The sequence below is a fragment of the Nonomuraea cavernae genome (genome assembly GCF_040655715.1).
GTDB classification, from domain to species: domain Bacteria; phylum Actinomycetota; class Actinomycetes; order Streptosporangiales; family Streptosporangiaceae; genus Nonomuraea; species Nonomuraea cavernae_A.
Window position 1 is genome coordinate 97,991 of the sequence record NZ_JBFAKL010000024.1, and the last position, 15,421, is coordinate 113,411.

Here is a 15,421-nt window from a genome sequence, read left to right on the forward strand (position 1 = left end):
CCTGAGCACCCGGGTTGCTCGTAAGGTCGTCTCATGCGTGTTGATCTCCTCAGCCGGGAGTACCCACCCGAGGTGTACGGCGGGGCCGGCGTCCATCTCGAGTACCTCGCCCGGGAACTGCGGCGGCTGGCCGACGTCCGGGTGCGGTGCTTCGGGGCCGACCGCGACGAGCCCGGTGTCGCCGCCTACCGGGTGCCCGCCGCGCTGGAGCCGGCCAACGCCGCGCTGCAGGTGCTCGGGGTGGACCTGGAGATGGCCGCCGCCTGCGAAGGCGCCGACCTGGTGCACTCGCATACCTGGTACGCCAACTTCGCCGGGCAGGTCGCGAAGATGCTGTACGGCATCCCGCACGTGATCACCACGCACAGCCTCGAACCCCTGCGCCCGTGGAAGGCCGAGCAACTGGGCGGCGGCTACACGCTCTCGTCCTGGGCCGAGCGCACCGCGCTCGCCGAGGCCGACGCGGTGATCGCCGTGTCGGAGGGCATGCGGCGCGACGTTCTCGCCGCCTACCCCGAGATCCCGGCCGGCCGGGTGAGCGTGATCCACAACGGCATCGACACCACCGAATACGCCCCCGACCGAGGTGACGACGTCCTGAAGAAACACGGCGTCGACCCGCGCGTCCCCTACGTCGTGTTCGTCGGCCGGATCACCCGGCAGAAGGGGCTGGTCCACCTCCTGCACGCGGCGCGGGAGTTCGACCCCCGCGCGCAGCTCGTGCTCTGCGCCGGCGCGCCCGACACGCCGGAGATCGAGGCCGAGGTGACCGAGCTCGTCCGCGACCTCGGGCAGCGACGCGAGGGCGTGGTGTGGATCTCCGAGATGCTGCCCAAGCCCGAGGTGATCCAGCTGCTCACGCACGCGACGGTGTTCGTGTGCCCCTCGGTCTACGAGCCGATGGGCATCGTCAACCTGGAGGCGATGGCCTGCGAGACGGCCGTGGTGGCCACGGCGACCGGCGGCATCCCCGAGGTGGTGGCCGACGGCGAGACGGGGCTGCTGGTGCCGATCGACCAGGGCGCCGATGGCAGCCCGCGCGACCCCGCCCGGTTCGCCGCCGACCTCGCCGAACGGGTCAACACGTTGCTGGGCGACCCGGCGCGGGCTCGCGCCATGGGCGAGGCGGGCCGGGCCAGGGCCGTCGAGCACTTCTCCTGGGAGCGCATCGCGCGGCGCACCCTCGACCTCTACTCCTCGCTCACCGGCTCCGCCACAGGGTCGCCCGGGTGAGCTCGCCCCCCACCGCGCCGGCCGCGTAGACCTCGGCGGTGCCGGGGCGCTGGGCGAGCGCGGCGACCTGGCCGTCCAGCCGCTGGCTCGTCCACCGGCCGCCCGCGTGACGCAGCAGCCGCGAGCCCGTCGAGTCGAGCACCCACAGGCCGCCCCGGCCGTCGGGCTCCGCCTGCGCGAACGTGCTGCCGAGCGGGCCCCAGTCGCACCGCCACGCGTCGCCGTCCCAGTGCAGGGCGACCGGCCGGTGGCGTTCGAGCGGCTCGTTCTGCTTGTCGAACCTGCCCGGCACCAGCCACGACACCCCGCCGACGGCCCACACGTCGCGCGGGCCGAGCACGGCCACGTCGTTGAGGCGGATCCGGGGCGAGCCGGCCTTGGCCGGCAGGCCCAGCTCGGGCACGCCGACCCGCTGCCAGGCGGAGCCGTTCCACCGGGCGGCCGGGCCCGGCTCCAGCAGCGGGCCGCTGACCGTCCAGACGTCCGTGCCCCTACCGCCCCCACCGCCCCCACCGCCCACGGCGCCCCCACCGCCCACGGCGCCGGCCGGCGCGGTCAGCTCGTGCGCCCGCCAGGTGGCGCCGTCCCAGGACAGCGCCGCCGTGCCGTTGACCGCCCACACGCCCCGGGCGGCGGTGCCGCCGGTGCCGATCGTGGTGGCGGAGCGCCCGGTGAGCGGCAACGGGGTGAACGTGCCGTGCTGGAAGCCGCCCACCAGCCCGGCCTGGCCGTCCGCCAGCCCGAACACCCAGGCCTGCTCGGCCGAGGTCGCGCCCAGCGCGGTCACGCGCACGTCCGGCAGGGGGTAGGCCCGCCACCGGGCGCCGTCCCATCGGCGCAGCCCGGCGAACGCCGTCTCGACGGTCCCGCCGCTCGCGCGCTGGGTGAAGTGCGTCGTCCAGACCGCGCCGTCACCGCCCACCGCGAGGTCGCCGAAGCCGCCGTGGTCCTGGTCGGTGGAGACCGCGCGCCAGGTCGTCCTGACCGGCCTGGCGCGCAGCTGGTCGGCGCCGGCCGGCGGCTGCGGGCAGCGCGCCGGTCTGGCGACGAGGGGCGGCGGCGTCGAGCCCGGCACGGGCGCGGGGGTGAGCGATCCGCCGGTCTCCGTGGGCGATGTGACCGGCGCGGACTCGGATTCGGCCGGGGTCCGCGCGGACGGCTGGACGCACGCGGCCGCCAACGCGATCACGGCCGTGGCCGCTCCCAGCCGCCTGGCCGCTCGCGGCACGCCGACCTCCCCGAGAGATCTCATGCCCCCGCACGATAGGCCAGCGCGGCCCCGGCGTCTCCTGCCGCTCAGGTCGGCGGCAGGTCCGTGGGTCCGGTCAGGTCGGCGGTAGGTCCGGTCAGGTCTGCGAAATGTAGTGAAGGATCACGTTATGTACGTGGTGCGCCTTGTTGTCGCCGCGGAAATCCACCTCGTACGTGTGCGTTCCGACATGGACGGCGATGGAACCCGACGAGAAGAAGCCACCGGCGAACGACTTGTTGCTCACCACGCTCACCGCGGAGATCTTGCCGTAGGGGATGCTCGTGAGCGCGACCCGCTTGCCCACGAACGACTTGTCCTGCACGATCACCCGGCGATCGGTCAGTCCGAGGAAGCCCGTGCCCGCCCCGATCGCGTCGTACACGGCGAGGATCCGCTCGCCCTGTAGCAGCCCGCTCTCGATCTGTTTGAGCTGTTCTTTCCGGTCGTAGGGGATGTCAGCCATGCCAGGAGAACGAGCGGGACGGGGTATGGCGTTCCATTCGCGGCATTTGGGTCTTGTAGCCGACTGGATAGGGGCTCACCCTGAACGGCAGGAGGCCTGAGATGTCGCATCCGCTCGGAGTCAGTCGCCCGGATCTCACCGTCACCGACCTGCCCTCGCCCGAAGAGGTGTTCAAGGTCTCCAGGATCGGCCCCAAGGAGCTGTTCAAGTACGCCGTCGGCCCGAGCCTGATCGCGCTCGGCATCTCGATCGGCAGCGGCGAATGGCTGCTCGGCCCGCTCAGCGTCGGCCAGTACGGCTTCGTCGGGGTCGGCTGGGTCATCCTGGTGTCCGCCCTGCTCCAGACGTTCTACAACGTGGAATGCTCCCGCTACGTCCTGGCCACCGGCGAGACACCGGTCGTCGGCTGGGGGCGGGTCCCTCCGGGATGGAAGCTCTGGATCCCGCTCTCGGTGCTCATCGTGATCTTCGCGTTCATCGCGGGAGGCTGGGCCGCCTCCGCCGGCCAGGGCGTGTACGCCCTGTTCCACGGCGAGCCGCCGCCCGCCGGGGCCGAGGAGCCCAGGCTGTGGGCCATCGCGCTGCTCGTGCTGGTGTTCGTGATCACCGCCTCGGCACGCCGGATCAGCCGGTCGCTGGAGCTGGCCAACTGGGTGATGGTCGGCTCCATCCTGATCGCGCTGCTGGCCCTCTGCCTGTTCGTGGTGCCGTTCGCCCAGTGGTGGGAGGGCATCCGCGGGTTCGTCACCCCGGCCGCCCCGCCCAGCGGAATCACCGCCACCCAGCTGGGCGGCCTGGCCGGATTCACCGCGCTGGCCTCCGGCCTCAACTGGTACGTGATGGGCCACTACCGCGACAAGGGCTACGGCATGGGCTTCCGGGCCGGATACATCTCGGGCCTGCGTGGCGAGCGCACCGAGATCCTGGCCAGCGGAGTGACCTTCCCGGACGACGAGCGCAACCGGAGCATGTGGCGCCGGTGGTATCGGCTGCTCATGGTCGACATGTGGGGAGTGTTCTTCGTCGGCGCGATCCTCGGCATGCTGCTGCCCACGCTGCTCATGTCGCAGGCCGTGGCCATGTCGGGGGAGCGGCCGACACGGGCCAACGTCCCCACGTTCGTGGCCTCCGCGCTCGGCGACGAGTACGGCCAGGTCATGTTCTACCTGGCGCTCGTGCTCGGCGTGCTGATCCTCTTCTCCACCCAGCTCGGCATCTTCGAGGCCATGGTCAGGGTGACCACCGACGCCGCGCACGCCACCAGCCCCCGGTTACGCGCCCTGATAGCGGGCGACCCGCGCCGCTTCTACTACCCGTTCATGATCGTCCTGCTGGTCGTGATCTCGATCATCATCCACTTCTCGCTGCCGGTCGGGCTGGTGGAGTGGTCGGCCAACATGTCGAACCTGGGCGCGCTGATCTACCCGTTCCTGCTCATCTACCTCAACAGCAAGCTCCCGCGCCCGGCCCGGCCCCGTCCATGGCACTACGTCATCCTGATCCTGAACTTCCTGTTCTTCGGTTTCTTCTTCGTCAACTTCATCGCCGATTTCATCGGCGACCCGCTGGTGACGTTCTAGCCGGTTCCGGCGCTCAGGCGTGCAGGATCCGCGGCTCGTGACGCACGGGGAAGTTGACCGAGTTGGCGACGAAGCACATCCGGTTGGCCTCGTGGTGCAGCTCGACGGCCTTGTCGTGCACCTCGGGGGCGGCGACCGTGACCGTGGGCCGCAGCGTGACCGAGGTGAAGCGGCCGGCGCCACCGGGCTCCTCGGTCATCGTGCCCTCGGCCTCGTCCACGTAGGAGGTCACCACGACGCCGTTGGTCGCGCACAGGTGCAGATACCACAGCATGTGGCACTGCGAGAGTGACGCGACCAGCAACTCCTCCGGATTCCAGCGGGCCGGGTCGCCCCGGAAGGACGGGTCGGAGGAGCCGTGCACGGCCGGCTTGCCCTCGGCGGCCACCTCGTGGTCGCGGCTGAAGGCCCGGTAGCCGGAGGTGCCCTCACCGAGGTTGCCGGTCCAGGTGACGGTGGTGTGATAGCGGTGTTCGCGGCTCATGCCTCCATCCTGGGGCACCGCGACCCGCGGCGATCATCCGGGGTGCCCCGCCGTACGGGCTAGGGCTCGCGCGGCGGGACACCCGGTCACCGGTCTCGCGCACCATGACCGGGTGGTCAGCGGACGGTCGTGCGCATCATGACCGGGTGGTCAGCGGACGGTCTCCAGCACTACGACCGGGATCTCGCGGTCGGTCTTCTGCTGGTAGCCGTCGTAGTCGGGCCAGGTGCCGTTCATCAGCCGCCACAGCTCCGGCCGCTCCTCCGGGCCGGCCGTGTGGGCCCGGGCCCTGAATTTCTCACCCTTCACCTGCACCTCGACCTCGGGGTCGGCCAGCAGGTTCTTGTACCACTGGGGGTGGTCGGGATCGCCACCCTTGGAGGCCACGACGACGTGGTCGTCACCGTGCCGCTGGTAGATGAGCGGCGTGGTGTAGGGCCGGCCGGAGTTGCGGCCCTTCGTGGTCAGGAGCAGGACGGTGGTGTTGTTCCAGTCGTGCCCCTCCCGGCCGTCGGTCTGCTGGTAGCGCTGGACGTGTTCTTCGCCGTAGAGCATGTCTGACCGGCTACCCAGGAACGGCGTGATGTCACCCACGACTCACCTGGGCCTGGCCGCCCTCCGCGCGGGCGGAGAACCCGTCCAGGCCCGTGGGACTCGGTGGTGGGGCGAGGGTCACAGGTAGGAGCGGGTGGCCGTGACGAGCTCGGGGGTGGCGTCGCGGGTGTCGACGTAGAGGGCGGCGTCGGGGGTGCGCTCGCGGACGTCGCGAGCACGGATCGCGAACACCGCGGGGGCCGCTCCCACCTCGCCGTAGCGGGCGGCGACCGCGGCGGAGACCGCCCGGCGCACGTCGGCGACCACACCGGCCGGCGTGTGGCCGGGCCCCGAGGCGGCGAGGTGACCGAGCATCGCGGCGAACCGCAGCTCGGTCTCGGCCGGGGGCCGCTGCTCGGCGAGGATCGGCCGGTCGAGCCAGAACACCTTGCCGGCCAGGAACGCGTCATAGCTCGCGCCGTCACGGTCGAGTGTGCGCGCCGTCTCCGTGAGCAGCTCGCCGAACCCGGGCAGGTCGGCGCCGGGCGGCAGGTCCGTGGTGACGAACAACGGCACGATCAGCGAGTCGAGCATCTGGGATCCCTCCGTGAGGAGGCTCATCGTAGGGTGCGCCACCGACAATCCCACGGGACTCAGGTCCGTGTCGTCAAGCGGGAGCCCTCACCGGAGGGGGCTGAAGCGGAACGGCTCGTGGTGAACCGGGTCCGCCGTGGGGCGGGGGCAGGCGAGGTCAAGGGCGAGGCTTAGCGCTCTCGTGGGCTTAGCCGCCTGGCCGGACACGGTATGAGACAGACGCGAGCGCCATGCCGGCCGGAAGGTCCGCCGATCTCGTGGCCGCCCACCTCACCGAAGGAGACCTGCGATGAAGATGCCCGTCGTGAACCAGTGCCAGGCCGAAGCGTGCGCGTACAACCGTGAGCGTGTCTGTCACGCCCTGGCCATCACCGTGGGTGACGCGCCGGGGCAGGCGCACTGCGACACGTTCTTCACCGCGTCCGCCAAGGGCGGTGATCCCGGCACCGTCGGGCGGGTCGGCGCCTGCAAGGTGGCCGACTGCCGGCACAACACCCAGTTCGAGTGCCGGGCGCCTGGCATCGAGATCGGCTACGTGAGCGACAGGGCCGACTGCGTGACCTACGCGCCGGCCTAGCCTCCTGGGTGACGTTCGCGGCGGCGGGGTGGTCAACGGTCGATCCACCTGTCCTTGACGGCCGAGTGGATGACGGAGTCGCGCCAGCCGCCGGGCGTGCGCATGTGCTGCTCGACGAGCCCCTCCTCGACCATGCCCGCCGTCAGCATGGCCAGCTGCGCGGGCAGGTTGGCGGGCGCGCGGGCGCCCCAGATGCGGTGCAGCCTCAACTGCTTGAACCCGAACGACAGCAGCAGTTTGATCAGGTCGGTGCCCATGCCCCGGCCCCACTGGTCGGGCCGCAGGCCGAGGCCGATCTCCGCGCTCTGCGGCTGGTCGGCCTCGATGTGCATGCGCGCCACGCCGATCACGTCGCGGTGGTCGGCGTCGACCACCGCGAGCACGTAGAGCTGCCGGGGCTCGGCTTCGGCGGCCCGCAGAGCCTCTTCGACCAGCGCGGTGACCTGCGGGAACGTCAGCGGCGCGAACGGCATGTACTGCGTGGCCGCGGGGTCACCGTAGATGCCGTGCAGCGCCGCCGCATCGGCCTCCGTGACGTCACGCAGGCCCAGACGCGCACCTTTGCACTGCACGAGACGCATGCGCAGAAGTAAACGCGACTTTTGTGATCTCTACAAGCCTTTGTCAAGTCGCGAGTTGACTCCCGTAAGCTCGCGCGACAAGTTCGGCGATGGCGCCGTGCGCGCCCAGCGGCGCGGCGTGCCTGGCGTCGACCGCGGTGGCGACCTGCTCGACCAGTTCCTCGGGGACCTCGTGCCCGATCAGGCAGGGGGCGATGGCCAGGCGTTCGGCGCCGGCCGCGCGCAACCGCTCGGCGGCCATCGGCACGCCGGGCTCGCTGTCCAGCGACGCGGAGACGACGGGCAGCGTGAGCCTGGAGGCCAGCAGCACGGCGGTGGCCTGGACGGCGTGCACGGCCTGAGCCCCGCCGACGGTGCCCAGGATGACCGCGTCGACCGGGCTGCCGACGTTCAGCACGCGCACCCGGTCGGCTCTGGCCAGTCCGCGTTCGGCCAGGCGGATGTGCAGTGCCTCGGCCAGAAGGGGATGCGGGCCGAGCGCCTCGGTGACCACGGCGCCGGATCCGCTCGCGGCGACGGCCTTGTGGATCTCCGCCAGCACGGCGGGATCGTCCCAGGTCAGCAGGGGCACCACGATGGCGTCCCGTCCGGAGGGCAGGGAGTCGGCCAGGTCGGCGACGGCCGTCAGGCGCACCTCGATATGCGGGTGGTCGACGCGCACGACGGCCGCGATATCGGCGGCCACGCCGGAGGTGCTGCCCGGCGCCGCAAGGACGAGAAGGGGGGCGTCCGGCGGCAGGGACGTGGGCACGGGACGGCGGTGCCGGCCACCGCCCGGCCGGGGGGAACGTTCGCGTACAGGCAGGCTCACAGGCGCGCAGTTTATGCCCATTGAGGGTGCCTTGTTCCAGAATTCGGCAGAGATTCAATCACAACGCTCCTGGTGTGACCGAGATCACATCGTGATGCCCCGAGTCGTTGACTTGTCCCCGGGAAGCGGCAAACTCAACATCAACTAGAAACGCGTTCTAGAGCGAGTGTCACGCTCCGTCCCCAGAAGGATGGGTAATGAAGCCGTTCTATGTCCGCGAGCTGAGCGTCTACCCGGTGGGCCGGCGCCGCATCTGGTTGCTGGCGATCGCCGTCCTGGCGAGCCTGGTGGCCAACTTCGAGACCACGATCGCCACGATCCTGCCGCTCCTGATGGAGGACCTGAGCATGTCGCTCACGGTCTACGGGCAGATCGCGGCCGCCTCCGTGCTGGTCGGCGGGCTGTCGGCGGCGTTCGGCGGCATCCTGTCCGACCGCTGGGGCCGCGTCACGATCCTGGTGCCCACCCTCACGGTCACCGCGGCCTGCAACTTCCTGCTCGCCACCGTGGACTCGGTCGGCGAGCTGTTCGCGATCCGGTGCCTGATGCTGTTCATCGAGGGCGCCGGCATCACGATCACCGCGTCGCTGGTCCGGGACTTCTCGCCGCGACTGGGCCGGGCGCAGGCGTTCGGCTTCTGGACCTGGGGCCCGGTCGGCGCCGCCTTCCTGGCCTCCGCGCTGGCCAGCCTGACGCTGCCGCTGTTCGGCAACGCCTGGCAGTCGCAGGCGATCATCATGGGCATCGTCTCGCTGACCTTGTGCGGCGTCATCATCTGGCAGATCGCCGAGCCGTCCGCGGCACTGCGGGCCCAGGTCATGCACGCCGAGTCTGAGGTGACCGCCGAGGAGAAGATCGACCCCGGCAAGGTCAGGGAGCTGTTCCGGCATCCCCACCTGTGGGCGCACGTGTTCGGCAACACCGCCTGGCAGGTGCTCTACTGGACCTTCGCGATCTTCGGGCAGACGATCCTGGCCGGGGCGTTCGGCATGGAGACCGCCGCGGCCAACGGCGTCGTGGCGCTGGGCATCGTGGTCAATGCCGTGGCCGTCATCGTCGTGGGCCGCGTGTCCGACCGGCTGCGGCTGCGCAAGCCGTTCACCGCCGTGGGCACCGCGCTCACCATCGCGGTGCTCGCCTACTACATCAGCCTGATCGGGCAGGACGTCTCCGCCGGCCACATCACCCTGGTCTACGCGGCGCTCTTCCTCTGCCTGGGCGTGGCCTACGTCCCGTGGATGGCCAACTTCTCCGAGGACGCCGAGGACGTGGAGTCGCGCCTGCAGGGCGCCGCGCTGGGCATCTGGGGCATGGTCGTCCGGATCATGATCGTGGTGCTGCTGGTCGTCTCGCCGATGGTGGTCCAGTCCGGCGGCTGGGGTGCCTGGCTGTACGTGGCGCTGGCCGGTCAGGCGCTCTTCCTGCTCTCGATGCTCGCCTACAAGGGCGACTGGCGTCGTACGCGAAGCACACCGAACGTCTCGGCCTGACCGGTCAGCGGGCCGGCACCACGACCGACTGCGGGTTGCCCGGCGCGTATACGGTGATGCCCTGCGGCAGCGACTTGAGCTTCTCGATCTCGGCGCAGGCGGGGCACTTGTCGTAACCCTCCTGCCTGGCCCGGTTCGCGTCCGCCTCCGCCCTGGCCTGGGCGACTCTCGCCTGGGCCTCGGAGACGGCCGCGCCCGCGGCCAGCGATCGGTCCACCGCCTGCTGCACCTCGGCCGGGAGCGTCACCTTGACCAGCGTGAACCGCAGCCCGGTGAGGAAGTCGCCGCCCAGTGTCCGCGGCAGGTCACGGGCCAGCGAGTCGTTGACCGCGCTCTGCACCTTGACGATGTTGGTGTTGCTGTCGCCCGGCTTCAGCGACGAACTCTCCAGCAGCGCGCACGACGGGACCAGTTCGCCGCAGCGCATGGCGCCGATCTGGCCGCGCAGCGCGTTGTCGATGACCGGACGCACCGCCTGGCCGAAGAACGCCGCCCAGCCCTCGTCGCCGTCCCACGGATAGAGCGAGTCGTCGTCCTGCGACCGGAAGGTACGGGTGCCGTACCTGTCGTCGAACGTCTTCAGCGTCTCGTGGTCGAGGGTGAGCGTGAAGTACAGCGTGCCCTCGATGCCCAGGTTGACGCCGTCGCTGCTGGGCACCGTCACCACGTCCACCCCGAGGGAGGTGGCCCGCTTGGCGTCGGCGGTGATCGTGTAGAAGCGCTGCTGGGCGGGATACAGGTGGGTCGAGGACCACAGACCGGTCCAGGTCAGGCCGGAGCCCGGGTCGATGACCTGGCGCACCTTGTTGTCGTCGAGCGGGCCGCCGTCGCGGATCACGGCGACCTCGCCGCCTCCCGTGCGCTCCAGACCGGCGATGCCCCCGACGAGCAGCGGGATCGTGACGAGCGCGGCGACGATGAGCAGGGCGATTCTCACAGGGGACCTCCCGCGCGGGCGACGGTGGCAGCCGCCGCCCGCGGTTTTCGCGGCAAGATTTCGGAGGCTCGGCCCCTACGCCCGCTGCGGCACCTGGCCGCCGCCGGCGGTGAGGTCGAGGTCGCGGGTCTCCGGCGCGATGGCCAGGCCCACGGCGGTGACGGCCAGCGCGGCCACCACGTAGATCGACACCGCCAGAGTGGTGCCGTACACGTCGAACAGCTTGATCGCGATGATCGGGGCGATCCCGCCGCCGACGATCCCGGCCACCTGGTAGCCCATCGAGGCGCCGCTGTAGCGCAGCCGGGTGCTGAACAGCTCGGCGATGAAGGCCGCCTGCGGGCCGTACATCGCGGCGTGCGTGACCAGCGCGACCATCGCGGCGAGCGCGATCAGCGGGAACGACTTCGTGTCGAGCAGCGGGAAGAAGGCGAACACCCAGACCGCGGCCCCGACCACGCCGGCCAGGTAGACCGGCCGCCGGCCGACGCGGTCGGACAGCGCGCCGAACAGCGGGATCAGCACCAGTTGCAGCGCCGACCCGATCAGCACCGCGTTCAGCCCCACCGAGCGCTCCATCCCCAGCGACCCGGTCAGGTAGACGAGGATGTACGCGGTGAAGGTGTAGAACGCCACGTCCACGCCGATGCGCGCGGTGAAGGCCGAAAGCAGCGCGCGAGGGTGCGTGCGCAGCACCTCGATCAGCGGCATCCTGGCCTTCGCCCCCGTACGCTCCACCTCCGCGAACAACGGCGATTCCGACACCTTCACCCGCACCCAGAGGCCGACGAGCACGAGCACGCCGGACAGCAGGAAGGGCACCCGCCAGCCCCACGACAGGAACGCCGCGTCGGACAGCGTGAACGACATGACCGTCAGCAGCGCGGTGGCCAGCACGTAGCCGGCCGGCACGCCCACCTGCGGCCAGCTGGCGTTGAAGCCGCGGCGGCGGTCGTCGCCGTGCTCCAGCGACATGATCACCGCCCCGCCCCACTCGCCGCCGAGCCCGAGGCCCTGCACGAACCGGAGCGTGGCCAGCAGGATCGGGGCCGCGACGCCGATGCTGTCGTAGCCGGGCAGCACGCCGATGAGGAACGTCGCGACGCCCATCACCAGCAGCGTCACGACCAGCACGGTCTTGCGCCCGGTCCGGTCGCCGAAGTGGCCGAAGACGATGCCGCCGAGCGGCCGGGCGACGAACGCGACGGCATTGGTGGTCAGCGCCAGCAGGGTCGCGTTGAGGGGGTCGAAGGTGGGGAAGAACAGCTTGCCGAAGACCAGGGTGGCGGCCGTCGTGTAGAGGAAGAAGTCGTACCACTCCAGCGACGTGCCGATCAGGCTGGCGAGGATCACCCGCCGGGTTTGTGGGGTGGAGCCTGACATCTCATCGCTCCTCAGGGTCAGGGGGTTCCTTTCAACGTAAGGATCGTTGAACAATTCGACAAGAGGTTTGTTGGATGATTATCTGTTGATTGTGGATGACGCCGTCGCTGATCTCGCTCAGGACCGCGGCCGGCTGGGGCGCAGCAGCACCGCCGAGCGCGTGGCCGACATCCTGCGCGACCGCATCAGCGAGGGCTTCTTCGAGCCGGGCCAGCGCCTGTCGGAGGAGGCGATCTCCGAGGCGCTCGGCGTGTCGCGCAACACGCTGCGCGAGGCGTTCCGGCTGCTCGGCCACGAACGACTGCTCGACCACCGGCTCAACCGCGGGGTGTTCGTCCGGGTCCTGTCGGCCGAGGACGTCGCCGACCTCTACCGGGTGCGCCGCGTGCTCGAAGGCGCCGCCGTCCGCCGCCTCCCGTCGAAACGGGCGCTGGAGCTGATCGCCGAGGCCGTGGACGACGCCGAGCGGGCCGCCGCGGCCGACGACTGGCGGGCCGTCGGCACCGCCAACATCCGCTTCCACCAGGCGCTCGTGACGGCCAACCAGAGCCCGCGGCTCGACGAGGCGATGCGCCAGCTGCTGGCCGAGCTCCGGCTCGTCTTCCACGTCATGGCCAACCCGCGCGACTTCCACGAGCCGTTCGTCCAGCGCAACCGGCGGCTGTTCGACCTGCTCCAGGACGGCCGGCTGGACGAGGCCGCGACCTTCCTCGACGGCTACCTCGACGAGGCCGAGCAGCTCCTCATCCGCGCCTACGAGCCCAACCGCTAGCGTTCGTGCATGGACAGGTTGTTCACCCTCGACGAGGCCCGCTCGCTGATGCCGTCGATCCTCGACGAGGCCCGCGAGCTGGTCGCCGCGCGCGCCGACCTCGCCGAGATCGCGCTTGACTGGAAGACCGCCGGCTCCTCGGCGCTGGGCGGCATTCCCGAGCTGAAGGCACTGGAGGCCCGCATCGAGGAGATCCTGAGCGGCTGGACCGACCAGGGCATCGAGGTGAAGGGCCTGGCCCCGGTCCTGATCGACTTCCCGTCGCTGCTCGACGGGGTGTCCGTGCGGCTGTGCTGGATCGAGGGTGAACCCGGCCTGGCCTGGTACCACCGCACCGACCTCGGGTTCGCCGGCCGCCGCCCCCTCGCCTGACGGAGCACGGCCCGAGGTTGTGGCTGAGCTGTGACCAACTGGTCCCGCCCGGTGGCTGTCTAACCGGGGGAACTTCTTCGCCTCCCGGGCCGGGACTCGCAAGGGGCCCACGCTGGGGCCGCCGCGTTTGCGGTCCCGTAAGGACAACCGGCAGGCCATCCGCTTCACCCGCAACGCCCGTTTCGCCATCACCGCGGCCGGCAGGCTGCGGCTGCCGAAGATCGGTGATGTTGCGGTGCGCTGGTCACGCAGCCTGCCGTCCGAGCCCTCTTCCGTCACCGTGGGCGGGAAGCGGAGACGGAAAACGCCTGCGGAGACCGGTAAGACCCCTTCGCCCGCTCATCGGGGCGCGCGCGGGGGCACGGCCGATGAAACAGGAAGCCACAGAAGTGCCGCGTGACACCACGCGGCACAGGCTGAATCCCCGGCGTTCACGCCGGGGAGCGCGTCAATCGGTCCTGAAGGACAGCTACGTCTTCGCCGCCTGCGGCGGTTGATCTTCCTCCGGCCCGTACGGACTGCGTGCGGTGCGGGCCGGGGGAGTAGTCCGGCGTCGAATCGAATGCGTGTTTGAATCGTGGCGTAGAATCGGCCACATGACGGCTGTTTTCCAAGCTTCTCTGCTCGGTCTCGACGAGGACATCGGCCTCGGCCCGCTGGGGGCGACGGTGCGCAGGACGATCCTGGGCCGCGGAGCCTGGATCGACGTCAGGCCCGGCTGGGTGAGCGGCGCCGACACGCTGTTCGAGCGGCTGGCGGAGTCCGTGCCGTGGCACGCCGAGCGGCGGCGGATGTACGACCGGGTCGTCGACGTGCCCCGGCTGCTGAAGTTCTACGACGAGGACGAGCCGCTGCCCGACGCCGTGCTCGACGACGCCAGGCGGGCGCTCGACGCCCACTACGGCGACGAGCTGGGCGAGCCGTTCCGCACGGCCGGCCTGTGCTTCTACCGCGACGGCCGCGACAGTGTCGCCTGGCACGGCGACACTCTCGGCCGGGGCGGCGCCGAGGACACCATGGTCGCGATCATCTCGGTCGGCGCCCCGCGCCCGCTGCTGCTCCGGCCGCGCGGTGGCGGTCACTCGATCCGCCACGACCTGGGGCACGGCGACCTCATCGTGATGGGCGGCAGTTGCCAGCGCACCTGGGAGCACGCGGTGCCCAAGACGTCCCGGCCCACCGGGCCGCGCATCAGTGTCCAGTTCCGCCCGCGCGGCGTGCGCTGACCGGCGATCCCGCCGCCTGGACGGTCGCGGGTCTACCATCGGACGGCAGGTCCGCCCGTGAAGGACGGCGGCGGACCGTCCGGATCATGGGCGATTGCCGGATGCGATAAGGTGGCCGTCCTCAGCAGCGAATGTCCTAGGAGGTGAGACCCATCAACGCCACATCAGGCCGGGTGCTCTCATCTCGCGGCCGCACGGTTCGCCCGTCGTAGGTGACCGGGGGAGAGCACCCGTCGGCATTCCGAAAGGCTCTCCCATGTCGGTTCCTCCCCCACTTCTTTCTGCAGCCGCCATCGTCACCACACTCCGGGCGGCCGGCTGCGTGTTCGCCGAGGACGAGGCTGCGATGCTCGTCTCCGCCGCCCGCACCCCCGCCGAGCTCGCCGCCATGGTCGAACAACGCGTGGCCGGCCGTCCCCTCGAACACGTCGTCGGCTGGGCGGAGTTCTCCGGTCTCCGGGTGTCCGTCGACCCCGGCGTCTTCGTGCCCCGCCGCCGCACCGAGTTCCTGGTCGACCAGACCCTCACCCTCGCCCGCCGGCTCACCACTCCGGCTCAGGCCGGCTCCGCAGGCGCGGGGGCCGTGGTCGTCGATCTCTGCTGCGGCTCCGGGGCGGTGGGCGCCGCGGTGATCGCGGCACTGGACGGGATCACGCTGCACGCGGTCGACATCGACCCCGCCGCGGTGCGGTGCGCCCGCCGCAACCTCGCCGCCGCCCAGGTGCACGAGGGCGACCTGTACGAGCCGCTGCCCGCCTCCTTACGGGGGCGCGTCGACGTCCTGGTCGCCAGCGCCCCGTACGTACCGACTGAGGAGATCGGGCTGCTGCCCGCCGAGGCGCGCGTCCACGAGCCGAGGATGGCGCTCGACGGCGGCGCCGACGGGCTCGACATCGTGCGGCGGGTGACCGAGGCGGCGCCCATGTGGCTGTCGCCGCGCGGTCACCTGCTGGTCGAGACCAGCGAGCGTCAGGCGACGGCGACCGCGCGGGCGGTCGCCCGCGACGGGCTGGTCGCGCGCGTGGCAAGATGTGAGGAGCTGAACGCCACCGTCGTCATCGGCGCCCGGCCGGGCCGGACCTGACGCCACGGATCAGTGGAGTCTGATGGTGAGGCCTGTTCGCCCGGCGCC

General features: G+C 71.1%; 17 protein-coding genes. 8 read left to right on the forward strand and 9 right to left on the reverse strand.

From position 1 onward, the window contains the following. The first annotated feature begins 33 nt into the window (after positions 1-33). Complete coding sequence (gene glgA / locus AB0I38_RS29790; protein ID WP_358484893.1) at positions 34-1,233, forward strand: glycogen synthase; 1,200 nt, start codon at positions 34-36, stop codon at positions 1,231-1,233. On the opposite strand, the gene AB0I38_RS29795 is transcribed toward glgA, so the two are convergent. Together AB0I38_RS29795 and AB0I38_RS29800 are read right to left on the reverse strand one after the other, a co-directional pair. Further along, complete coding sequence (locus AB0I38_RS29795; RefSeq protein WP_358484901.1) at positions 1,202-2,485, reverse strand: hypothetical protein; 1,284 nt, start codon at positions 2,483-2,485, stop codon at positions 1,202-1,204. The two genes, glgA and AB0I38_RS29795, sit on opposite strands and share 32 nt — an antisense overlap. A 94-nt stretch (positions 2,486-2,579) precedes the next feature. Next, positions 2,580-2,948, reverse strand: coding sequence for a PH domain-containing protein (locus tag AB0I38_RS29800; protein ID WP_358484912.1), 369 nt, complete (start codon positions 2,946-2,948; stop codon positions 2,580-2,582). A 101-nt stretch (positions 2,949-3,049) separates the two neighbouring features. Between AB0I38_RS29800 and AB0I38_RS29805 the strand changes: the two genes are divergently transcribed. Then, positions 3,050-4,528: an Nramp family divalent metal transporter gene (locus AB0I38_RS29805; RefSeq protein ID WP_358484923.1), complete on the forward strand. Its 1,479-nt coding sequence runs from the start codon at positions 3,050-3,052 to the stop codon at positions 4,526-4,528. A 13-nt stretch (positions 4,529-4,541) separates the two neighbouring features. On the opposite strand, the gene AB0I38_RS29810 is transcribed toward AB0I38_RS29805, so the two are convergent. From AB0I38_RS29810 to AB0I38_RS29820, 3 genes are all read right to left on the reverse strand, one after another. Further along, positions 4,542-5,012 carry an OsmC family protein gene (locus AB0I38_RS29810; protein ID WP_358484927.1) on the reverse strand — a complete coding sequence of 157 codons (471 nt, stop codon included), beginning with the start codon at positions 5,010-5,012 and terminating at the stop codon, positions 4,542-4,544. Between the two features lie 150 nt (positions 5,013-5,162). Then, a complete protein-coding gene (locus AB0I38_RS29815) occupies positions 5,163-5,567 on the reverse strand; it encodes a nitroreductase family deazaflavin-dependent oxidoreductase (protein WP_358485254.1) in 405 nt (134 codons plus the stop codon). Between the two features lie 117 nt (positions 5,568-5,684). After that, the gene (locus AB0I38_RS29820; protein ID WP_358484933.1) at positions 5,685-6,140 is read right to left on the reverse strand and encodes a hypothetical protein; all 456 of its coding nucleotides are present in this window, start codon (positions 6,138-6,140) and stop codon (positions 5,685-5,687) included. 289 nt (positions 6,141-6,429) lie between these two features. Here AB0I38_RS29820 and AB0I38_RS29825 point away from each other — a divergent pair, with 289 nt between their 5' ends. After that, the gene (locus AB0I38_RS29825) at positions 6,430-6,717 is read left to right on the forward strand and encodes a DUF1540 domain-containing protein (protein WP_358484937.1); all 288 of its coding nucleotides are present in this window, start codon (positions 6,430-6,432) and stop codon (positions 6,715-6,717) included. A 32-nt stretch (positions 6,718-6,749) separates the two neighbouring features. Here the strand turns inward: AB0I38_RS29825 and AB0I38_RS29830 are convergent, their stop codons facing one another. Continuing rightward, positions 6,750-7,298 carry a GNAT family N-acetyltransferase gene (locus AB0I38_RS29830; protein ID WP_358484942.1) on the reverse strand — a complete coding sequence of 183 codons (549 nt, stop codon included), beginning with the start codon at positions 7,296-7,298 and terminating at the stop codon, positions 6,750-6,752. A gap of 43 nt (positions 7,299-7,341) precedes the next feature. Beyond that, on the reverse strand, positions 7,342-8,109 hold the full coding sequence (locus AB0I38_RS29835) for a sirohydrochlorin chelatase (RefSeq protein WP_358484947.1): 768 nt from the start codon (positions 8,107-8,109) through the stop codon (positions 7,342-7,344). A 197-nt stretch (positions 8,110-8,306) separates the two neighbouring features. Here AB0I38_RS29835 and AB0I38_RS29840 point away from each other — a divergent pair, with 197 nt between their 5' ends. Then, positions 8,307-9,599 (forward strand): MFS transporter, encoded by a 1,293-nt coding sequence (locus tag AB0I38_RS29840; protein ID WP_358484957.1) that lies wholly within the window; start codon positions 8,307-8,309, stop codon positions 9,597-9,599. A gap of 4 nt (positions 9,600-9,603) precedes the next feature. On the opposite strand, the gene AB0I38_RS29845 is transcribed toward AB0I38_RS29840, so the two are convergent. Then, entirely contained in the window at positions 9,604-10,536 is a 933-nt protein-coding gene (locus AB0I38_RS29845; RefSeq protein WP_358484966.1) for an SPFH domain-containing protein, read from the reverse strand. 75 nt (positions 10,537-10,611) lie between these two features. Continuing rightward, positions 10,612-11,919: an MFS transporter gene (locus tag AB0I38_RS29850; protein WP_358484979.1), complete on the reverse strand. Its 1,308-nt coding sequence runs from the start codon at positions 11,917-11,919 to the stop codon at positions 10,612-10,614. An 85-nt stretch (positions 11,920-12,004) separates the two neighbouring features. Between AB0I38_RS29850 and AB0I38_RS29855 the strand changes: the two genes are divergently transcribed. From AB0I38_RS29855 to AB0I38_RS29875, 4 genes are all read left to right on the forward strand, one after another. Further along, positions 12,005-12,691 (forward strand): GntR family transcriptional regulator, encoded by a 687-nt coding sequence (locus AB0I38_RS29855; protein WP_358484994.1) that lies wholly within the window; start codon positions 12,005-12,007, stop codon positions 12,689-12,691. 9 nt (positions 12,692-12,700) lie between these two features. Continuing rightward, entirely contained in the window at positions 12,701-13,063 is a 363-nt protein-coding gene (locus AB0I38_RS29860; protein ID WP_358484999.1) for a DUF2203 domain-containing protein, read from the forward strand. 596 nt (positions 13,064-13,659) lie between these two features. Then, positions 13,660-14,289, forward strand: a complete 630-nt coding sequence (locus AB0I38_RS29870; RefSeq protein WP_358485005.1) for an alpha-ketoglutarate-dependent dioxygenase AlkB — start codon at positions 13,660-13,662, stop codon at positions 14,287-14,289. 256 nt (positions 14,290-14,545) lie between these two features. Next, entirely contained in the window at positions 14,546-15,373 is an 828-nt protein-coding gene (locus tag AB0I38_RS29875) for a putative protein N(5)-glutamine methyltransferase (RefSeq protein ID WP_358485012.1), read from the forward strand. Positions 15,374-15,421 lie beyond the last annotated feature (48 nt).

Excerpts from the sequence above, each read along its gene's own strand:
- AB0I38_RS29875 (WP_358485012.1), top strand. The coding sequence starts at position 14,546 with ATGTCGGTTCCTCCCCCACTTCTTTCTGCAGCCGCCATCGTCACCACA.
- AB0I38_RS29870 (WP_358485005.1), top strand. The coding sequence starts at position 13,660 with ATGACGGCTGTTTTCCAAGCTTCTCTGCTCGGTCTCGACGAGGACATC.
- AB0I38_RS29830 (WP_358484942.1), bottom strand. The coding sequence starts at position 7,298 with ATGCGTCTCGTGCAGTGCAAAGGTGCGCGTCTGGGCCTGCGTGACGTC.
- AB0I38_RS29840 (WP_358484957.1), top strand. The coding sequence starts at position 8,307 with ATGAAGCCGTTCTATGTCCGCGAGCTGAGCGTCTACCCGGTGGGCCGG.
- AB0I38_RS29805 (WP_358484923.1), top strand. The coding sequence starts at position 3,050 with ATGTCGCATCCGCTCGGAGTCAGTCGCCCGGATCTCACCGTCACCGAC.
- AB0I38_RS29820 (WP_358484933.1), bottom strand. The coding sequence starts at position 6,140 with ATGCTCGACTCGCTGATCGTGCCGTTGTTCGTCACCACGGACCTGCCG.
- AB0I38_RS29800 (WP_358484912.1), bottom strand. The coding sequence starts at position 2,948 with ATGGCTGACATCCCCTACGACCGGAAAGAACAGCTCAAACAGATCGAG.
- glgA (WP_358484893.1), top strand. The coding sequence starts at position 34 with ATGCGTGTTGATCTCCTCAGCCGGGAGTACCCACCCGAGGTGTACGGC.
- AB0I38_RS29795 (WP_358484901.1), bottom strand. The coding sequence starts at position 2,485 with ATGAGATCTCTCGGGGAGGTCGGCGTGCCGCGAGCGGCCAGGCGGCTG.
- AB0I38_RS29815 (WP_358485254.1), bottom strand. The coding sequence starts at position 5,567 with ATGCTCTACGGCGAAGAACACGTCCAGCGCTACCAGCAGACCGACGGC.
- AB0I38_RS29850 (WP_358484979.1), bottom strand. The coding sequence starts at position 11,919 with ATGTCAGGCTCCACCCCACAAACCCGGCGGGTGATCCTCGCCAGCCTG.
- AB0I38_RS29810 (WP_358484927.1), bottom strand. The coding sequence starts at position 5,012 with ATGAGCCGCGAACACCGCTATCACACCACCGTCACCTGGACCGGCAAC.
- AB0I38_RS29860 (WP_358484999.1), top strand. The coding sequence starts at position 12,701 with ATGGACAGGTTGTTCACCCTCGACGAGGCCCGCTCGCTGATGCCGTCG.
- AB0I38_RS29825 (WP_358484937.1), top strand. The coding sequence starts at position 6,430 with ATGAAGATGCCCGTCGTGAACCAGTGCCAGGCCGAAGCGTGCGCGTAC.